This window comes from Mesorhizobium sp. CNPSo 4688 (assembly GCF_057784295.1).
Genome location: NZ_JBWLUY010000009.1, coordinates 61,102 through 79,047 on the forward strand (window position 1 = coordinate 61,102; position 17,946 = coordinate 79,047).

Below are 17,946 nucleotides of genomic sequence, written 5' to 3' on the forward strand. Positions count from 1 at the left end.
CTCTATGCCTGATGTTGCGTGCAGTGCCTGGCCACCGCCGAGACGGTCCGGGCGAAATACGCCGACGCGGTGACGTCGAACAGTACATCGAAACCGGCCGGCGCGCGGAAGCTAACGGCTTCGATATGGCCGACACGCGTTTGCGCGATGTCTTCGGCGCCAAATTTGTCGGGCCGCAGATCGAGTGCGCAGAGCTGGCTCATCGCTTCGGCAATTGCCGGACCGGAAAGCCGCATCCACGCCCAGCCTTCCTCGCGCCAGGACGAATATCCCTTCGGCCCGCTGTCGCTTTCCCAGGCGCTCCGGAGTTCGGCCAGCGCCTCATCGGCATCTTCGCCAAGCAGCAGGATATCCTCATTGCCGAGGCGGAGCACGCGCATGCGGCGATGGCTGCCGATGCGATTGATCGCGGGCAAGATAACACCACGCGCGGCGAGCCAGGCCGCGCTGCCGCCGCCCTTCAGGCCGAAGCGCGGGCTGGCGGTGAGGTCGGTCAGCGCAACAGCGCCGGAAGGCAGTGCCGCACCATGCGCCGCGCCACCAGGCTCGAAGGGAAAGATGGGCATTGCGTCGAGGCCCGCCATCTACATCTCCTGCCGCGCATTGGTCGGATCGAAGAAGGCGTGCCCAACCACAGGAACCTCGACCAGAGCGCCATTGCGGCACTTCACCGTCACCCGGCTTCCGTCTGTGGAATCGTCGACATGGACATAAGCCAGCGCGATGAAACAGCCGAGCGTTGGCGAAAAGCCGATCGAGGTGATCTGGCCGACAGGGTCGTTACCGCGCAGCACCAGGCAGCTCTCGCCGGGTATGTCTTTGGCGTCGGCGGGAAATTGCAAACCAACCAGCTTGCGCGCCTGGCCAAGCCTGGCGCGCATTTCGATGGAACGCTTGCCGACGAAGAACGGCTTCTTCTTCGACACCGCCCAGCCGAAGCCGAGTTCGTCTGGCGTGGTGATCGAATCCGTGTCCTGGCCGATCAGGATATGGCCTTTCTCCAGCCGCAGGATACGCGACGCTTCCAGCCCGTAGGGCGTGAGGCCATGCGGCTTGCCGGCCGCCATCACCGCATCCCAGAGCGCCGGCGCGAGGCTGGACGGGCAATGCAATTCGAAGCTGAGTTCGCCGGTGAAGCCGATCCGCATCACCCGCACCGGCACGCCGGCAACGACGCCGTCGCGGCCGCTGAGATAGGGGAAGGCCTCGCGGCTGAAATCGATATCGCTTGGCAAGGCTTCAAGTACAGCCCGCGCCTTCGGGCCGGTGACGTTCAAGCCGGAGAAGGCGCCGGTGAGGTTGAGCACATCGACCTTGAGCCGCCACTGCGCGTTCCAGAACAGCATGTCGGCATAGACGCGCGCGACGGCGCCGGTGGTGGCCGTCACATAGAAGCGGTCGTCAGCCATGCGGTAGGCAACACCATCATCGACCACCGAGCCCATTTCGTTGAGCATCAGGCAATAGCGTACGCGCCCGACCGGCTGATTGCCATGCGCCATGGTGTAAAGCCGATCGAGGAACGCGCCGGCATCCGGCCCGCGCAGTTCCAGCTTGCCGAGCGTCGAGACATCGAGCAGGCCGACGCCCTCGCGCACCGCCATGATTTCGTTGCGGATCGCCTTTTGCGCATCCTTGGCATCGCCGTAGAAATACGGCCGCCACCAGGCCCCGACCGGCTTCATCGCGGCGTTGAGCGCCAGATGCCTGCCGTGCAGTGCGGTGCGCCGTTCCAGCACCTCGTGATGGCCGGCGAGCACGCCGAGCGTCTCCGGTCCGACAGGCGGACGCGCTGTCGTGATGCCGACTTCGGCGACCGTCCGGTCGGTCGCCTCGGCGACGATCCTTGCCGTCGCAAGCGCCGAATGACGGCCTTGGCTTGGCCCCATGCCGACCGTGGTGAAACGCTTGACCAGCTCAATCTCGCGATAGCCGTCCTTGATGGCGTTGTGCAGATCCTTGACCTGCAGATCCTCGTCGAAATCGACGAAGTCGCGGCCCTTCGCATTGGCTACGATCGGCTGTACATGGACCGGGCAGGACGGTTTGACTTTGCCGAGAACCGTGTCTTGTGCCGCCGCATGGCCGAGCCGCTGTAATGCAGCAGCAGCCGCGCGACGGCCGCCGGCAACAGCGCCTTCGAGGCCATGATCTCCGGCGACCGAGCCGGCAAGGTGCACCGACCCCTGCGCCAGCGTCAGCGTCATCGATCCGCTGACGTCATCGTACCCGACCTTGGCTCCTGCCTGACAAGGCAATTGCCACGCCGGCACCTCGCCAGCGGAGATCGTCAGCAGGTCGCATTCTGCCCAGTGCCCGCCGATGCGAACGCGGGCCAAGTGTCCGCCGCGACCTTCCGCAGCTTCGACCGTCGCGCCCTTCTGGATCGCCACGCCCTTGCCGTGCAGTTCGGCTTCGAGCGGACCCGGCACGCCGCCGGATCGTGGATCGGCGACCAGCATGACCGAGACGCCGGCCTCGACCAGATCGAGCGCGACGGCATAACCCTCATCATTGCCGGTCAGCACCACGGCCCTTTGCCCGGGGCGCACACCGTAGTGGCGGATCAGCCGCTGTGCGGCGCTGCCAAGCATGATCCCCGGCAGATCGTTGTTGCGGAAGATGGCGGGCTGCCCGATCGCGCCGGTGACGAGGATCACCTCGCGCGCCCGTATGCGATAGAGCTGGTCGCCCTGGATCAGCGGCAGCCAATTGTCCTCGTACCAGCTATTGCAGAGCGTGCCCGTCATGATCCGTAGATTGGGCAGCGCCTCGCTACGCGCCGTCAGGTCCGCAAGCATTGCCGGGTCGTAGCGGCCGTAAGTCAGTGATCCGCCGATCTCCGGATTCTCGTCGCAGAGCACGACATCGGCACCCGCTTCGGCTGCAGCAATCGCCGCGCTCAGTCCGGCCGGACCGGCACCGACCACGAGCACGTCGCAATGCAGATGCGACTTGTCGAAATGCCGGTGCGCGGCCTTGGTGTCGACCACACCGAGCCCTGCCTTGCGGCGAATGATCGGCTCCCAGAATTTCAGCCAGCTGTCGCGGCGCGGTCCCATGAAGGTGCGGTAGTAGAAGCCGACCGGCAGGAAGCGCCCAAATCTGTCGATGATGGCGTCGCGGTCATGCGCCAGCGAGCCGTTGACGTTCTGCGCGCTGACCTGCAATCCCTCACTGACCGGTGTGCGGTCGGCGGCGACATTCGGCTCCGATGGCAGCTGCACCAGCGTGTTCGCCTCGGCGCCGGCCATGCTGAAGACGCCGCGCGGGCGGTGGTATTTGAACGAGCGCGACAGCATCCATCGCCCCGAGGCTGCGAGCGCGCTGGCGATGCAGTCGCCGGCATAGGCCTCGAAGCTTTTGCCCTCGAAGCTGAAGCGCAGCGGGCGCGTCCGGTCGATGCGGGTACCGAAAGGAGCAGGCAGGCGGTTCATGGCTGGCCGCTGCGCTGCGAGGCGTCGAAGGTGCGGATGATCTCGTTGCTGACGAGATCGCGCTCGGCGAGGAAAAAGTAATTGCTCGGCACATGCCGCCACCACTCGACCACGACGCCCCTGCGGTTTTCGGCGCGGAACAGGTGCCGCGACCAGTCCGCGTCGGCGGTCTGTTCAGGATCCAACTCGTCGCGCACCGGCCCAAAAGACTGGAACTCTTCTATGTTGCGCGGGCCATTCATCGGGCAGGTCAGGATTTTCATCGTCAGTGTTGTTTCATGTTCAATGACTGGCCGCCGTCGCGCCCATTTCGTTGAGCAGCTGGAAGGTCTCGAAGCGTTCCAGCGCGAACGGCTTGAGGATATCGGGCACGCGGCCACTGGCTATGGTTTCGGCCATGCGCTTGCCGGCAACCGGCGTTGCCTTGAAGCCCCAGGTGCCCCAGCCGCAATCGAGCCACAGATTGTCGAGCGGGCTGGCGCCCATGATCGGGCTGTAGTCCGGCGTCATGTCAGTAATCCCGGCCCATTGCCTGAGCAGCCTGACACCTTGCAGGAACGGGAAGAGATGCACCGCGCCTTCGGCGAGATGCTCCTTCATGTCCAGCGTCGAGCGTGTCGAGTAGAGCTGGTAGGGATCGGAGCCGCCGCCGATCACCACTTCGCCGCGCGACGACTGCACGAGATAGGTGTGCAGCGACACGGAGGAGACCAGCGTGTTGAGCCATGGCTTCAGCGGCTGCGTCACCATCGCCTGCAGCGGATAGCAGCGGATCGGTAGTTCGACGCCGGCCATCAGCGCGACGTCGTAATTCATGCCGCCGGTGGCGATCAGCACCTGGCCGCAGGCAATGCGGCCACGGTTGGTCTTCACCGCATGGACCCGGTCACCGGCGATTTCAAAACCTTGCACCTCGGTGCGCTGGTGGATTTCGACGCCGCGCCGCGACGCCTGTGCGGCATAGCCCCAGGCCACCGCGTCATGCCGCGCGGTGCCGCCATCGGCATGCCAGAGCCCGCCGAGGATTTCGAGCGCGCCGCCATAGTCCATGTTGAGCGACGGCACCAGTTCCTGGACCGCCTTCTGGTCGACCACCTCGGTGCGTGTGCCCAGATGCTTGCCCATCTCGGCGCGGGAATGGAAGCTGCGCAGCGTCGCTTCCGAATGCGCAAGCGTCAGCTGGCCGCGCTGCGAGAACATGACGTTGAAGTCGAGTTCCTGCGACAGCGTCTCGAACAGCGTCACGCCTTCCTTGTAGAAGGCGATGCCTTGCGGCGTGACGTAGTTGGAGCGGATCGTTGTGGTGTTGCGCGCCGTGTTGCCGCCGGCGAGGTAGCCCTTCTCGAGCACCGCGACGCTGGTGATGCCGTGATACTTCGCCAGATGATGCGCGCAGGCAAGACCATGGCCGCCGCCGCCGATGATGACGACATCGTAGGACGGTTTGAGCTCCGGCGTCGCGGGGATATCCTCGCTGACCGGATAGTCCCGGCTGAGACCGTATTTCAGCAGCCTGAGCGGCATGTCAGTCTACCACGCCGGCCGCTGGAGGATCTTGCTGATCACGGGAGGATCGTAGAGCAGGGCGGAGAGCTCGGAAAAGCGGCTGTCGGGATCGGTGAGCGACAGGATGGCGTCGCGGATCGCCATGGCGCGGCCCCGTCCGAGCACGGGCGTTGCGAATTCCATATATTTGGCCTCGATCTCCCCTGATGTCAGCGGCGCTTCCGGTCCGCCGCGTGCGTGGACATCGCCCGAGGTCAGCACGCGCCCGTCGGTCGTGGTGATGGCGACATCGGCCCAACGGCTTGCCGGGAAGCGGACGCTGTGGCGCTCCTGCTCAGACACGCTGATGCGGCTGAGCATTTCCGCAACGGCGGCATCCTCGAGGCCGGCGCCGGAAATATGCTCCAGCCCGATGCGGCCATGCAGGACGAAGGTGGCGACGGCAAAGCGCAGGCTATATTGAGCCTTCGACGTCGTGTCCGGCATGTCGCGGAACAGCGTTGCGGCATGGTGGAAACTGTTGACGTGGACATGGCCGATATCGGCCGGCGTCAGATGATGCGAAAGCACCAGTCCGCGCGTCGCGTCGATGGCCGCATGCGCCCAGCGGCAGATCGGATACGGCTTCACATACTGGTGCAGTGCCTGCCAGAACACGCCGAGGTCCTGCCAATAATCAGCGACTTCCGGGGCCTCAATCGTGATCGCCGGAGCGCCGGTGAAGCCGCGTTCGGCGAGCACAGCCGCCGACAGGCCGGTCAGCGCGCCGGTGCCCGAACCGTCATGCAGCATCGTCGGCGTGGCGATCTCGCGCATCATCTGGCTGCGCGGGCCATGATACTCGGCGATGCCCAGCGCCTCGCGCAACTGCCCGTCGCTCAGCCGGCGCAGACGCGCCGCCACGGCGGCGACGCCCAGCGCATTCCAGGCGCCCGACGTGTGGTAGTCCGACACGGTCGCATGCAGCGCGATGCCGGCGCGGCCTGCGACCTCATAGCCGACGACCAGGGCTGCCAGCGCGTCAGGGCCACTGAGCTCCGGAAGCTGTTCGGCCAGCGCCGCCAGCGCTGGCACGACCACGACACCGATATGGCCCTTGGTCGGGCTGTAGCCGTCATGGCCATCGAGATTGTCGATCTGCGTCGCCGCGGCGTAAGCCGCCCCCGCCATCGAGGCGCGGCGGCCGTCGAAAAGCATGCGCGCGCGATGCCTGGGGTCGCTCGAATTGTAGAGGAGGGTCGCGGTATCCCTGGCGATCCGGCCGGCCTCCATCGGCCCCGCGGCAATCGCTACTCCAATCGTGTCGAGCAAGAGGTAGCGAGCCTGATCCAGCACCGCCTGAGGGAAAACCGATGCCGGCCGGCGTAGCACGAAGTCGGCCAGGCGCACGGCAGTCTCAGCGCTTGCGTCCGGCCCTTCACGCCGATGGGGCGACACAGCCACTTGCTCCACTCCCTCTGTCGTCACGCCATCATTAATTTGGGTTCATCGTGCATTCACGCAATTAGTTCAGCGGCTTTGACCAAAAATATCTATGCCATGTCGCCTCCGTGCAATTGAACGCCGGCGGCTCCATGGTCTACCTATTCTGGCACAGCCCAGGAGCCGGAGATGAAGCCACCCCCGCCTTTGAACTATATCAGGTCGTTCGAGAGCTCGGCCCGGCATCTGAGTTTCACCATGGCCGCCAAGGAGCTTGGCTACACGCAGGCCGCGGTCAGCACGCATGTCCGCTCGCTCGAACATTATATCGGCCGGCAATTGTTCATCCGCTATCCGCGCAGCCTCAAGCTGACCGAGATGGGCGAGGCGTTCCTGCCGACACTGCGCCAGGCGCTCGACCAGATCGACCAGGCGACGGAGGCGATCGTGACGTCGTCGCGCAACCGCACCGTGGTCGTCTCCTGTCCTATGAGCCTGGCGGAAAACTGGCTGGCCGGCTGCATGGCCGCCTTCCGCAAGAAACATCCCGAAATCGAGATCGTGCTGCACGGCACGATCTGGGAGGATCTCAGCGAACAGATCGCCGACATCACCATTTCAACGAGGCGCTTCGACGATCGCCCGCCCGCCGCCATTCCGCTCTGGAATGACGAGCTGGTGCTGCTGTGCGCACCTTCGCTGCTCGAAGGCGAGCACGCCGTCAAAGCGCCGGAGGATATCCTCAAGGTGGACCGGATCTTCGTGCACGGCCGCCAGGAATACTGGCAGGTCGTTGCCACCGCACTTGGCGTCGACATGCAGGATTTTGACAAGGGCCTGTCGACGAATGCGTCCAACATTGCGCTCGAACTTGCCGCCATGGGCGCCGGCCTCGTAGCCACCCAGCGTTCGCTTGCTCACGCGTATCTCAGGCGCGGACTGCTCGTCGAACCGTTTCCGGTCCGGCCGCCCAGCCCCTGGAATTACTACCTGACCGAGACCCAGCTCTCCAAGGGCAACATCGCCCGCACGGTGCGCGAATGGATCATTGCGAGGGCGCAGGAAGACAGCGCCTGACGGGTGGTCGCCGATGTCAGCGCGCTCGCACGCGAAAAAAATTGAGACGCCAATGGCATCGTTTTATTAGGTCTTACGGGCCGGTTTTCAGCGGTTTGTGAGCTCTCAAGCCCTTCCGGGATTTTTGCATCGCCTCTAACATTCCCTGCGTAATGGGGAATGAACGGGCGGAAAGCCCAAACCGGAGAAGCAACAATGGCACTTTTCAGGAGCAACGGTGACCGCGTCCCGGCGGTCATCGAAAGCTACGCAGATGAAGTCAGAAGCGGCAGGATGGACCGCCGCGAATTCCTCGCCATGGCGAGCGCGATGGGCGCCTCGACGGCGTTCGCCTATGCAATGGCCGGCCTTCCCGCCCCGGCCGAAGCTGCAACGATGGAGCCCGGCAAGAAGGGCGGTATCCTGAAGATGCAGATGATCATCAAGGACATGAAGGATCCGCGCACATGGGACTGGTCGGAGATGGCCAATGTGCTGCGCCAGTGCAACGACTACATGATCCGCTACACCCAGGACTTCACCTTCGAGGGCCATCTCATCGAGAGCTGGGACGTCAGTGACGACGCCACCGAATACACGCTGCATGTGCGCAAAGGCGTGAAGTGGTCGAACGGCGACGAGCTCAACGCCGACGACATCGTCTTCAACATCGAGCGCTGGTGCGACAAGGCGGCCGAAGGCAATTCGATGGCCGGCCGCATGGCCACTTTGATCGATCCTGCCACCAAGAAGGCGATCGCCGGCGCTATCACAAAGGTCGACGATCACACGGTGAAGCTGAAATGCGGCCAGTCCGACGTCACCATCATCCCGGGCTTCGCCGACTATCCCGCCATCATCGTCCACCGCGACTTCGACAAGAACGGCGCCGACATGACCAAGACGCCCGGCACCGGTCCGTATGAGTTGATCTCCTACAAGGTCGGCGACTCGGCATCGGTTCGGCGCCGCAAGGACTTCACCTGGTTTGGCGGTGAAACCTATCTCGATGGCGTCGACTGGACCGACTACGGCACAGACGCCTCCAACCCCGCCATCGCCAGCGCCTTCGAGGCCGGCGAGATCGACTGCAACTACCAGACCGTCGGCGGCACGGTGGACCTCTATGACGGCATGGGCCTGGTCAAGGAATCCGTCGTCACCGCCGGAACGATCGTGCTGCGCACCAATATCAGCAACAAGCCCTATGACGACAAAAGGGTGCGCAACGCCATCCAGCTCGCCGTCGACAATGAGACCGTGCTGAAACTCGGCTATAGCGGTCTCGGCCAGGTCGCCGAAAACCACCACGTCTGCCCGATCCATCCGGAATATTACGAACTGCCGAAAGTGCCGCGCGATCTCGCCAAGGCCAAGGCGCTGATGACCGAGGCCGGCCAGATGGATCACGAGTTCGAACTCATCTCCTACGATTCGGACTATGTGAAGGATCCGGCCGACGTCGTTGCCGCGCAGATGCGTGAGGCCGGCTTCAAGGTGAAACGGACGATCATTCCGGGAACCTCGTTCTGGAACGACTGGACGAAATATCCGTGGTCGACCACCGAATGGGGCATGCGTCCGCTGGGTGTACAGGTGCTGGCGCTTGCCTATCGCAGCGGCGAAGCCTGGAACGAGTCGGCCTACGCCAATCCCGACTTCGACAAGAAGCTCAATGCCGCACTCGCCATCGCCGATACGGCCAAGCGCAAGGAACTGATGAAGGATGTCGAGTTCATCCTGCAGGATTCCGGCGTTCTGGTTCAGTCATTCTGGCGCTCTCTCTACCGGCATCACGCCACCTATGTGAAAAACCTCAAAATGCATCAGACATTCGAACTGCAACTGGACAAGGTCTGGCTCGACAAGGCCTGAACTTTAAGCCAGGGGGCGGCCTGATCGCCCCCTGGAATTCGCCAAGGCGACGAGACCGAATTCATCGACCAGAAGCACACAACAAGACAAGTCGCCGAACACAAAGGGAAGAAATCTCGATATGCGTACCCATGCACAAGCCGTTGTCATCGGCGGCGGCCTGATCGGCTGCTCGATCCTTTATCATCTGGCCAAGCATGGCTGGTCCGATGTCGTCCTGCTCGAGCGCGATGAGCTGACCTCCGGCTCGACATGGCACGCGGCCGCCAACATCCATGGCCTGCATGACTCGACCAACATCAGCCGCCTGCAACATTACACCATGGCGCTCTACAAGGAGCTGGAGACCGAGACCGGCCAGGGCTGCGGTATCTTCCAGCCGGGCTCGCTCTATCTCGCCCAGACCGAGGCGCGCGAGCACCAGCTGCGGCTGCAGGAAGCCAAGGCCCGGCGCTACAAAATGAATTTTTATGAAGTTGCGCGCGACGAGGCGGAGCGGCTCCATCCGCTGGTCGATTTCGACGGCATACGCTGCATCATGTATGAACCCGAAGGCGGCAATGTCGACCCGTCCGGTGTCACCGCCGCCTACGCCGCTGGTGCGCGCCAGCGCGGCGCCGAGATCCATCGCTTCACCCCGGTCATCGCCACGGAAGCTCAAGCCGACGGCAGCTGGATCGTGCGTACGCCGAAGGGCGAGATCCGCACGCAATGGGTGGTCAATGCCGCCGGCCTGTGGGGCCGCGAGGTCGCTGCGATGGCCGGTTTGCAATTGCCGCTGATCCCGACCGAGCACCAGTATTTCGTCACCGAGACCATCCCCGAAATCGCCACCATGGGCCGCCGGCTGCCTTCGGTCGCCGACCGCGACGGTGAATATTATCTGCGGCAGGAAGGGCTCGGCCTCCTGATCGGGGCCTATGAACGCAACATGAAGTTCTGGGCCGAGGACGGCACGCCGCTCGACTTCGGCCATGAATTGTTTCCCGACGACCTCGACCGCATCGAGGACAACATGATGCGCGCCATCACGCGTGTTCCGGCGGTCGGCAAGGCAGGCGTCAAGCGTGTCATCAACGGCCCGATGATCTGGTCGCCCGACAGCGCCGTGCTGTTCGGCCCGGTGCCGGAACTGCGGAACTATTTCTGCTGCAACGGCATCATTCCCGGGTTCTCGCAATCCGGCGGCATGGGCAAGCTGGCGGCCGAGTGGATGATCGAGGGCGAGCCGTCGCTCGACATGTTCGCCTGGGACATGGCGCGGTTCGGCCACTGGGCCGGCAAGGCCTTCACCAAGGCCCGCGTGCAGGACCAGTACAGCCACCGCTTCAAGATCCATTTCCCCAATGAGGAGCGCGCCGCCGGGCGCCCCGTGCGCACCCGCCCGGCCTATGAGATGCAAAAGCAGATGGGCGCTGTCTTCGGTCTCAATTTCGGCTGGGAGCATCCGCTGTGGTTCGCCGCCGAGGGTGAGCCACGCGAGGAGACCAACGGCTTCACCAGGCAGAATTGGTGGGGCCTGGTCGGCCGCGAGGCGCGCATGCTGCGCGAACATGCGGGGATCATCGACGTTTCGAATTTCGCCAAATACGAGGTCAAGGGACCGGGCGCCGAGGCCTGGCTGAATTCGCTGTTCGCCAACCGCATGCCGGCCGAAATCGGCCGCTCCTGTCTGACGCCATTGATTGGCAAGCGCGGCGGCATTGCCGGCGACTTCACCGTGACGAAGCTTGGCCAAGACGAGTTCATGGTCTTCGGTTCCGGCATGGCCGAACGCTTCCATCAGAGGTTCTTCAAGGCGGTTCCGTTGCCCGAAGGCACGAGCTTCCGCTCGCGCACTGAGGAGATGGGCGGCTTCAACGTCGCCGGTCCGAAGTCGCGCGAATTGCTGCAGCGGCTGACCAATGCTGATCTGTCGACCGACGCCTTTCCCTTCATGCGCTCGAAGCGGATCACGGTCGGCGGCGTCGATGTCGTGGCGCTGCGTGTCTCCTTCACCGGAGATCTCGGCTGGGAGCTTTATTGCCCGGTTGCCGACCAGGTCGCTCTCTACGGCGGGCTGCTCAAGGCCGGCGGCGAGGTCGGCGCCGGACCGGTCGGCTCGCGCGCGCTGATGTCGCTGCGTGTCGAAAAGGGCTACGGCAGCTGGAGCCGCGAATACTCCCCCGAATACTGGCCGCAGGAGGTCAGGTTCGACCGCCTGATCAAGATGGACAAGGGGGCGTTCCTCAACCGCGATGCCTATGCGGCCATCGCCGAAAAGCCGGCGCGCGATCAACTGATCATGCTGTCGATCGCTGCCAAGGATGCCGACGCCACTGGCGGCGAGCCGATCTTCCTGCCGGACGGCACGCCGATCGGCCAGGTCTCGTCAGGCGCGTATGGCTACTTCGTCGAGCAGTCGCTGGCGCTCGGCTACGTCAAGGCCGGCTCCGCCAAGGCAGGCGACAAGGTGTCGGTGGCGATCCTCGGCCGGCCGCACGACGCGGTGCTGTTGAGCGAGCCGCCCTTCGACCCCGAAGGCAAACGGCTGCGGGCGTAGGCAGCTATTGGACCGGTTCGGCGGCTCAGCCGCCGAAACGGTCCAGCCAATGCTGCGCGAGGTCGGAGCGGCGGCAGATCCAGATGTCGGGATTGTTCCTGATCTTGTCGAGGAAGCGGGCAAGCCCGATCATGCGGCCGGGCCGTGCGGCGAGCCGGCAGTGCAGCGACACCGTCATCATGCGCGGTGTTGTCTGGCCTTCGGCCAGCAGCCAGTCCACCCCGTCGCTTACATAGTCGAAGAACTGGCCGCCTGTCTCCAGGCCAGAGCCGCGGGAGAAACGGCTGTCATTGTTGTCGAAGGAGTGCGGCACCACCAGATGCCGCTTGTCATCGACTTCGACGAAATAGGGCAGGTCGTCATTGTAGTCGTCGCAGTCGAACAGCAAGCCGCCATGCTCGGCCACCAGCCGCCTGGTGTTGAGGCTGGGCCGGCCGGTGTACCAGCCGAGCGGGCGGATGCCGGTGATCCGCTGTACCGTGTCGACGGTCATGGCGATGTGCTTGCGTTCCTCCTCCTCGCTCAGCGGCGCATAGTCGATCCAGCGCCAGCCATGGCAGACGATGTCGCTGCCGAGCTCGGCGATCGCCTTGCCGGCGGCTGGATTGAGTTCCAGCGCCCGCCCGACGACGTAGAAGGTCGGCACGATGCCCTTGTCGCGAAACAGCGAAGCGAGCCGCCAGACGCCGACGCGCGAGCCATATTCGTAGAGCGATTCCATGTTGCGGTTGCGCAGGCCGGGTACCGCTGGCGATACGGCCAGATCCGACAGGATCGTCTCGGAAACACCGTCGCCCTCGTCGATGCTGTATTCAGCGCCTTCCTCGTAATTGACGACGATGTTAAGCGCCAGCTTGGCGCCGCCGGGCCACGCTGCGGCAGGAGGCTTGTCGCCATAGCCGATGAAGTCACGGGTCGGCACATAGGACATCGCTCAAGTTTCCCTCTGATATTATCGCAAAGTCAGCCGCTGCGCAGATCGGTCAGGATGCGCAATGCCCGGTCCATCATCTCTTGCGGGCCGACCGTTGCGCGCAGGCAATCGGTCAGGCCGTAGCCGCCGAGACTGCGCACGATGATGCCGGCACCGCGCAAGGCGGCATCGGCAGCCGCGGCTGCGGCCGCATCGGCAAAGCGGATCAGCACGAAATTCGTCCAGCTTTCGGGAACGCCGTAACCGGTCGCTCTCAGATCCTGCGCGAAGCGATCGCGGATCGCGGCGGTGCGCGCCACCGTCTCGCGCATATAGGCCTGGTCCTCAATTGCCGCGACCGCCATAGCGAGGCTTGGCGTGGTCACCTGGTTCGAGTTCTGCAGCTTGCGTATTTCGGCCGCGACCGACGGCGGAAACAAGCCCCAGCCGACGCGCGCGCCGGCCAGCCCATAGGCTTTGGAAAGGCTGCGCAACACGACGGTGTCGCCGCGTGCGACCAGCGCAAAGGTGGCTTGAGGATCCTGGTCGTCGAACTCGCCATAGGCCTGGTCGATGACCAGTAGAACGTCGCCGCGCAAGGCGGCGCGCAAGCGCAGGAGTTCGGCATTGCGGATGAGGGTGCCGGTCGGATTGCCGGGATTGCAGACGAAGACGATCCGCGTCGCCGGCGTGACGGCGGCGAGAATGCTGTCGACGGAAACGACGAAGTCGCGTTCAGCCGCCTTGACATAGACTGCATCGACACGCGCAGAAGCGGAGGCCGCAAAATTATAGGCATAGGCGGTGGCGAGCACCTCGTCGCCAGGGCCGGCGAAGGCTGCGATGGTGCAGGCGATCAGGTCCATCGAGCCGGCGCCGCACAGGATCAACTCGCGCTCGACGTCGTAGGCTTGCGCAATAGTTTCGCGCAGCACCGTCCAGTCCGGATCGGGATAGAGATGGCTGCGCGCAATCGCGTCCTGGCCGGCGGCGATCGCCTTGGGGCTGGGCGGGAAGGCGCTCTCGTTCTGGGCAAGGGTCGGCCGGTCATAGCCGCCGAAGTTCGCCAGCGCGAAGGCCGACATAGCCTCGATATGGGCGACGGCTTTCAGCGGCATGCCCGAACAATCCTGATGACGCTCATTTCCCCCGAATTGCCTCCGTCGGACCGGCTTTCGAGCAAGCTACAAGCCGCCGGCCCGTTCACAAGCAAAAACTCGCCGCGCAATGGCTGCGAAATTCTGGCCCTTCTGTCTGCCGCAATCGCATTCGCCGGCGTCAATGGTTGCAAATAAGCCGGCCAGGTCCGAAATATCGGACACAGACCAGATCCGGAAACGGCATGCATCCAAGATTGCTCAAGACCTTCCTCGCCGTGGCGCGGCACCGCAACATCACCCGCGCGGCGCGGGAGGTTCATCTGGCGCAGTCGAGCGTCAGCGACCAGATCCAGTCGCTGGAAAGCGAACTCGGCGTCGCCCTCTTCATCCGCTCGCGCCACGGCCTCGACCTGACGGCGGCCGGCGAAGCGCTGAAACCCTATGTGGAAGAGATTCTGCAACTGGCGGACGAGGCGCGAATTGCCGTCGAGGCAAGGACGGGAACGACCGCCGCGACAGTGACGGTCGGCGCGTTGGAGACGATTGCCACTGTCAAACTTCCGCAATGGCTGGCGGCCTTTCAGGGCGATCACCCGGAGATTGGCCTGCGGTTAAAAATCGCCGGCAGCGACGTGTTGCTGCGCCAGCTCGAAGAGGGCGAGATCGACGTCGCTTTCTGTTTCGACAAGGGCGGGCTCGATGAACGCCTGGCCCGGCGCACGATATCGGCCGAGCCGCTGGTCCTTGTCGCCTCCGCCGAGAATGCCACCGCATCAGGACAAGGTGATCTGGCCGCGCTCGCCGCGATGCGTTTCGTGGTGACGGAAACCGGATGCGTCTACCGGCATCTGTTCGACACAGCGTTCGCCGAGACAGGAATGGCGGCGCCAAAACTTGCCGCCGAAGTCGGCAGCATCGGCGCCATTGCGAGCCTGGTGGCGACTGGTATCGGCATGGGCCTGGTGCCGCGGCTGGCCGTCGCCGAGGCGCTCGATCGCGGCGAGATTGTCGAGCTGCCCTGGCCGGGTTCAGCCCAAGCAGCCTCCCTGGTCATGATCTGGCGCCGCCGCCGGGTGCAGTCGCCGGCGCTGAAGCTGCTGCTGGCGGCGGCGGGTGAGACTTTCGCGCCGGTCAGATCAGCCGGTGACCGCCCTCGACATGCAGTATCGTCCCTGTCGTAAAGCCGTTGCCCATCAGGAAGGCGATGGCGTCGGCGATGTCGTCCGGTTGTCCGACACGCCCGACCGGCAGCCGCTTGGCCATGGCATCAAGCGTCTCGTCCTTCTTGTCGCCGGCAACGAAGTGCCAGATCGGCGTGTCGACCCAACCCGGCGAAACGGCGTTGACGCGGATCGGCGCCAGTTCGACCGCCAGCGCCCGCACCAGCCCTTCCAGCGCCGCATTGACGGCGGCGACAACCGAGCCGCGCGCCGCCGGCCGGTAGGCGGCGATTCCCGAGGTGAAGGTGATGGAGCCGTTGGCCGAAAGCTTCGGCGCGCCATGTTTGGCAAGCAGCAACGGCCCGTAGAATTTGCTTTCGACGACCCGCTGCGCCGCCTTCAGGTCGACTGAAGGCAACAACTCGTAGGCGCCTTCAATATCGGCGGCGGTGCTGACGATATGGTCGAGCCGGCCGATCCGCGCGAATAGGTCAGCGACCTGATCTTCCCTAGCGATGTCAGCCACGATGGCGCTCAAACCGGCCGGTCCCTGCAAGGCATCGCGGGCGCGCTGCAGCTTGTCTTCGCCGCGTCCGACAATGACGACTTCGGCGCCTGAGTCCAGGCAGCGCTTTGTCAACGCCAGCCCCATTCCGGAACTGCCGCCAACGATGACGATCTTTGATTTAGCGTTATTCTCGTCTGCCATATTCCGTTCCGATCCTAACCGTTTCGGGCGAGATTTCGCAGACCGGCGGCAGGAGTGGAAACGGGAGAAAACGATAATGCCATCGGAGGCTCCGATGGCACTTGTCGCCAATGTCGGCAGTCCGATCAGTAGCCGACGGTGAAGCGCTGGCGAATATGCGCCGGCTTTTCGATCTCGTCGGTCATGACGATCGCATAATCCTCGAAGGAAATGCTGCTGCCCTTGTCGGACGTCAGCAGCGTGTCCTTGCCGATGCGGTATTTGCCGGTCCGCTCGCCGGCAACGAACAGCGCCGACGGCGACAGCAAGGTCCAGTCGAGATCGCCGACGGTCCGCAACGTGTCGAGGAAGTCGGCGCCCTTCTGCGCTTCGGCCTTGTAGATCGCCGGGAAGGTCGGTGTGTCGACCAGGCGCTTTCCGGGCGCGACGTCGAGGCTGCCGGCGCCACCGACGACGAGGTAGCGCTTGACGCCGGAGGCGCGCACGGCGGCGATCAGTGTGTCGGGATCGCTGTCGAGGAAATGCACGGAGCTGATCACCGCGTCATGCCCCTTGATCAGCGCAGCAAGGCCGTCTTTGTCGAACACGTCGCCCTTCTCGGCGGTCACGCCCGGCAGTGCGGCGATCTTGTCCGGATTGCGGGCGATGGCAGTGATGGAATGGCCGCGATCGGAGAGTTCTTTCAGCAGGCGTGAGCCGACCTGGCCGGACGCGCCGATGAGTGCGATTTTCATGGGGATTTCCTTTCGTCAGTGGTTGCTGCGATACATGGCAAGGCCACCGCTTGCGAAAAATAGCGATCAATCATACAAACTGTCTGATCAGATCGGACAATGAGTGAGCTGTGACCGAGCTTCTGAACCTCAACCGGCTCGTCTACTTCACCACCGTGGTCGAGACCGGCTCCTTCACAGCCGCCGCCGACCGGCTCGATGTCGCCAAGGCAGTGGTCAGTCATCAGGTCGGCAGGCTGGAGCAGGAACTGGCCGCGACGCTGCTGCGCCGCACGACAAGGCGCGTGACGCTGACCGAAGAGGGGCGCCTGTTCTACGACCGGGCGGCCATCATCCTGCACGAGGCGGAAGCTGCCTATGGCGACATCTCGCAGAGCGCCTTGAAGCCAACCGGGATGCTGCGGCTGACGGCGCCGCTCGACTACGGCGAGAAGGTGGTGGCGCCAACAATCGCCGCCTATCTCAAAAAATACCCGAAGATGCGAGTCGAAACGATCTTCGACGATGCCGTCAGCAATCTGGTCGACGAGCAGATCGACCTCGGCATTCGCGTCGGCTGGCTGGCCGATTCCAGCAATCTGGCGCGGCGGCTGGGAAGCCATGAACAATTCGTCGTTGCCAGCCCGGAGCTCGCCGCCGGGCTGCCGGCTGATGCCAGCCCCAGGCAAGCGAAATCGCTGCCATGGGTCGGCAATGCACAATTGCGCGGCATCGGCCAATGGCTGTTTTCCAGGGGCACGGAGACGGTGCCGGCCGAGCTCAATCCGATCGTCAGCTGCGACAAGACACCGGGCGTGCTGTCTTGCGTGCTGGCCGGTATCGGGCTCGGCATCTTCCCGGATTACAGCGTTGCCGAGGACATCGCACGGGGGCGGCTGGTGCGGGTGTTCACGGACTGGACCTTGCCGTCCGGCGGCATCCATGCCGTCTTTCCGCCGGCCCGCTTCAGGCCGGCCAAGGTGCGTGCCTTCGTCGACCTGCTCGTTGCTGCCGAAAGGCGGCGGGCGCGGAATGCTGTTGCGGGCTGATTGTCACGCCAGCCGGCAATGCCGCCAGGGAACCTTTGTTCGGCCGGCGCTTTTGGATATGCTGCGATTCCGAACCGTCAGAAGGGTGCTGCCGATGACCACCAAGATCCTTGCGACCTGCGCGCTCGTCCTCGCGGTGGGCTGCAGCCTGTCCAGCACGGCCATCGCCAAGGAAAAGCACCGCCATCGTCAGCCGGAACCGGAGCAACACTACGTTCCCGCCCATCGCGACCTGATCTACGCCCTGTTCGGCGGCCCGCGTTACTATGACACCATGCTGACCACAACAGCCGCTGGCGCCTGCTCCTACAACCGGGTCGGACCGGACGCGAATGCGCTGAACAAGATCAACGACCACCATTGCGGGAAATAGGCGGAGCGGACGGCTTCCCTAAGGCAGCGGTGCCAGCGCCGGGCCGTCGGTGCGGAACAGGTGGCAGGCCGACGGCACGATGTCGTTGGCG

The 17,946-nt window shown here is 64.2% G+C and carries 15 protein-coding genes; 6 read left to right on the plus strand and 9 right to left on the minus strand.

The window, feature by feature from the left end; genetic code table 11:
* Positions 1-2: 2 nt before the first annotated feature.
* The 5 genes from AC04SH_RS18335 to AC04SH_RS18355 are packed head-to-tail and all read right to left on the minus strand — an operon-like array spanning position 3 to position 6,386.
* A complete protein-coding gene (locus AC04SH_RS18335) occupies positions 3-584 on the minus strand; it encodes a hypothetical protein (protein WP_488576086.1) in 582 nt (193 codons plus the stop codon).
* Positions 585-3,437 (minus strand): FAD-dependent oxidoreductase, encoded by a 2,853-nt coding sequence (locus AC04SH_RS18340; protein ID WP_488576087.1) that lies wholly within the window; start codon positions 3,435-3,437, stop codon positions 585-587.
* Positions 3,434-3,700, minus strand: a complete 267-nt coding sequence (locus AC04SH_RS18345; protein ID WP_488576088.1) for a sarcosine oxidase subunit delta — start codon at positions 3,698-3,700, stop codon at positions 3,434-3,436. Before AC04SH_RS18345 ends, AC04SH_RS18340 begins: the two co-directional genes overlap by 4 nt.
* Before the next feature lie 19 nt (positions 3,701-3,719).
* On the minus strand, positions 3,720-4,961 hold the full coding sequence (locus tag AC04SH_RS18350; protein ID WP_488576089.1) for an FAD-dependent oxidoreductase: 1,242 nt from the start codon (positions 4,959-4,961) through the stop codon (positions 3,720-3,722).
* Between the two features lie 6 nt (positions 4,962-4,967).
* Positions 4,968-6,386, minus strand: coding sequence for an MmgE/PrpD family protein (locus AC04SH_RS18355; protein WP_488576090.1), 1,419 nt, complete (start codon positions 6,384-6,386; stop codon positions 4,968-4,970).
* 168 nt (positions 6,387-6,554) lie between these two features.
* On the opposite strand from AC04SH_RS18355, the gene AC04SH_RS18360 reads away from it, so the two are divergent.
* The 3 genes from AC04SH_RS18360 to AC04SH_RS18370 all read left to right on the plus strand — a co-directional run bounded on the left by AC04SH_RS18360 (position 6,555) and on the right by AC04SH_RS18370 (position 11,838).
* A complete protein-coding gene (locus tag AC04SH_RS18360) occupies positions 6,555-7,442 on the plus strand; it encodes a LysR substrate-binding domain-containing protein (RefSeq protein WP_488576091.1) in 888 nt (295 codons plus the stop codon).
* Between the two features lie 195 nt (positions 7,443-7,637).
* Positions 7,638-9,296 (plus strand): ABC transporter substrate-binding protein, encoded by a 1,659-nt coding sequence (locus AC04SH_RS18365; protein ID WP_477238834.1) that lies wholly within the window; start codon positions 7,638-7,640, stop codon positions 9,294-9,296.
* Between the two features lie 121 nt (positions 9,297-9,417).
* Positions 9,418-11,838, plus strand: coding sequence for a GcvT family protein (locus AC04SH_RS18370; protein ID WP_488576092.1), 2,421 nt, complete (start codon positions 9,418-9,420; stop codon positions 11,836-11,838).
* Between the two features lie 25 nt (positions 11,839-11,863).
* Here the strand turns inward: AC04SH_RS18370 and AC04SH_RS18375 are convergent, their stop codons facing one another.
* Together AC04SH_RS18375 and AC04SH_RS18380 are read right to left on the minus strand one after the other, a co-directional pair.
* Positions 11,864-12,769, minus strand: a complete 906-nt coding sequence (locus AC04SH_RS18375; protein WP_488576093.1) for an allantoinase PuuE — start codon at positions 12,767-12,769, stop codon at positions 11,864-11,866.
* A 32-nt stretch (positions 12,770-12,801) separates the two neighbouring features.
* Positions 12,802-13,869, minus strand: coding sequence for a pyridoxal phosphate-dependent aminotransferase (locus tag AC04SH_RS18380; RefSeq protein ID WP_488576094.1), 1,068 nt, complete (start codon positions 13,867-13,869; stop codon positions 12,802-12,804).
* Positions 13,870-14,093: 224 nt separating this feature from the next.
* On the opposite strand from AC04SH_RS18380, the gene AC04SH_RS18385 reads away from it, so the two are divergent.
* Positions 14,094-15,032, plus strand: a complete 939-nt coding sequence (locus AC04SH_RS18385) for a LysR family transcriptional regulator (protein ID WP_488576095.1) — start codon at positions 14,094-14,096, stop codon at positions 15,030-15,032.
* Here the strand turns inward: AC04SH_RS18385 and AC04SH_RS18390 are convergent.
* Positions 14,983-15,720, minus strand: coding sequence for an SDR family oxidoreductase (locus AC04SH_RS18390; RefSeq protein ID WP_488576096.1), 738 nt, complete (start codon positions 15,718-15,720; stop codon positions 14,983-14,985). The two genes, AC04SH_RS18385 and AC04SH_RS18390, sit on opposite strands and share 50 nt — an antisense overlap.
* A 125-nt stretch (positions 15,721-15,845) precedes the next feature.
* Positions 15,846-16,454, minus strand: coding sequence for an NAD(P)-dependent oxidoreductase (locus AC04SH_RS18395; RefSeq protein ID WP_488576097.1), 609 nt, complete (start codon positions 16,452-16,454; stop codon positions 15,846-15,848).
* Positions 16,455-16,564: 110 nt separating this feature from the next.
* Between AC04SH_RS18395 and AC04SH_RS18400 the strand changes: the two genes are divergently transcribed.
* Positions 16,565-17,482, plus strand: coding sequence for a LysR substrate-binding domain-containing protein (locus AC04SH_RS18400; RefSeq protein ID WP_488576098.1), 918 nt, complete (start codon positions 16,565-16,567; stop codon positions 17,480-17,482).
* A 94-nt stretch (positions 17,483-17,576) separates the two neighbouring features.
* A complete protein-coding gene (locus AC04SH_RS18405; protein WP_488576099.1) occupies positions 17,577-17,855 on the plus strand; it encodes a hypothetical protein in 279 nt (92 codons plus the stop codon).
* The last annotated feature ends 91 nt before the right edge of the window (positions 17,856-17,946 follow it).

Coding starts and splice junctions, on each gene's coding strand:
- AC04SH_RS18380 (WP_488576094.1), bottom strand. CDS start 13,869: ATGCCGCTGAAAGCCGTCGCCCATATCGAGGCTATGTCGGCCTTCGCG.
- AC04SH_RS18340 (WP_488576087.1), bottom strand. CDS start 3,437: ATGAACCGCCTGCCTGCTCCTTTCGGTACCCGCATCGACCGGACGCGC.
- AC04SH_RS18375 (WP_488576093.1), bottom strand. CDS start 12,769: ATGTCCTATGTGCCGACCCGTGACTTCATCGGCTATGGCGACAAGCCT.
- AC04SH_RS18385 (WP_488576095.1), top strand. CDS start 14,094: ATGCATCCAAGATTGCTCAAGACCTTCCTCGCCGTGGCGCGGCACCGC.
- AC04SH_RS18395 (WP_488576097.1), bottom strand. CDS start 16,454: ATGAAAATCGCACTCATCGGCGCGTCCGGCCAGGTCGGCTCACGCCTG.
- AC04SH_RS18345 (WP_488576088.1), bottom strand. CDS start 3,700: ATGAAAATCCTGACCTGCCCGATGAATGGCCCGCGCAACATAGAAGAG.
- AC04SH_RS18335 (WP_488576086.1), bottom strand. CDS start 584: ATGGCGGGCCTCGACGCAATGCCCATCTTTCCCTTCGAGCCTGGTGGC.
- AC04SH_RS18365 (WP_477238834.1), top strand. CDS start 7,638: ATGGCACTTTTCAGGAGCAACGGTGACCGCGTCCCGGCGGTCATCGAA.
- AC04SH_RS18350 (WP_488576089.1), bottom strand. CDS start 4,961: ATGCCGCTCAGGCTGCTGAAATACGGTCTCAGCCGGGACTATCCGGTC.
- AC04SH_RS18405 (WP_488576099.1), top strand. CDS start 17,577: ATGACCACCAAGATCCTTGCGACCTGCGCGCTCGTCCTCGCGGTGGGC.
- AC04SH_RS18360 (WP_488576091.1), top strand. CDS start 6,555: ATGAAGCCACCCCCGCCTTTGAACTATATCAGGTCGTTCGAGAGCTCG.
- AC04SH_RS18390 (WP_488576096.1), bottom strand. CDS start 15,720: ATGGCAGACGAGAATAACGCTAAATCAAAGATCGTCATCGTTGGCGGC.
- AC04SH_RS18370 (WP_488576092.1), top strand. CDS start 9,418: ATGCGTACCCATGCACAAGCCGTTGTCATCGGCGGCGGCCTGATCGGC.